Origin of the sequence: Sphingomonas sanguinis (genome assembly GCF_001476905.1) — a bacterium.
In the GTDB taxonomy this organism is placed as follows: domain Bacteria; phylum Pseudomonadota; class Alphaproteobacteria; order Sphingomonadales; family Sphingomonadaceae; genus Sphingomonas; species Sphingomonas sanguinis_B.
Genome location: NZ_LDTE01000158.1, coordinates 1 through 773 on the forward strand (window position 1 = coordinate 1; position 773 = coordinate 773).

Sequence of the window (773 nt, forward strand, 5' to 3'; positions counted from 1 at the left end):
CGGCCCGACCCTGTACACACGAGGGCGGATCTCGTCGATGCTCATGATCGATCCCGTCCGCGCCAGGACCGCGTTCTTCCACTGGGTCGCGGCATCTCCCCGCAACATGCTGTCCAGATTGAACTTCGCGCGGACGCCCGCCGCGCGAATGTCGGGCGGCAGCATGCGGACCGTGATCGCCTGTTCGATGCGCCGCGTCAGCGGGCGCACGGCCCAGTTCACGAAGCTGCGCGTATCCTGCTCGTTGTTGCCCGCATTGCCGCCATCGTCCGACACCATGGAGCGCGGGATGCGCCAATAGCGCGCCAGTTCGAGGGTACGCTGCTTGAAGAGGTCAACCAGCTCCGCATCCTTGTTCGAGCTGGTGACGGCCTTGTAATCGACGCCTTGCTCGAACACGGGCGTGCCGCCACGCTTCCAGGCGTTGACGCCCTCCTTCAATCGGTCATGCGCTTCGTTGGTCAGCTTCTGACCGGTGGTCACGATCCCGCTCGGCCGCCGGTCGTTCTTGAAATAGGCGCGTGCTCCGACCTCGAGCGCCAGCTGGAAGTCGATCGCGCCCTTGGCCTGCTTCCACGGCACCATGGGTTGCAGGCGCCCATCGGACAGCGTCGTGAACCAGAACAGTTGCTGGGGCAGCAGCCGGCGGGTGGTCGTGCCGGTCTGGTAGAGGACCGACAGGCTGCGCTCTCCCCATTGCGACGTCGTGCGCAGTGGGTCGAGCAGCCACACCTCGACGCCGTCATACCCGACCGTGGGCTCGGCAAACGCCT

The 773-nt window shown here is 65.8% G+C and carries 1 protein-coding gene; it reads right to left on the reverse strand.

Annotated features, from left to right (window positions below):
• Positions 1-773: phage portal protein (locus SB4_RS18045; RefSeq protein ID WP_153006329.1), on the reverse strand; the 773-nt coding region annotated here is incomplete at both ends.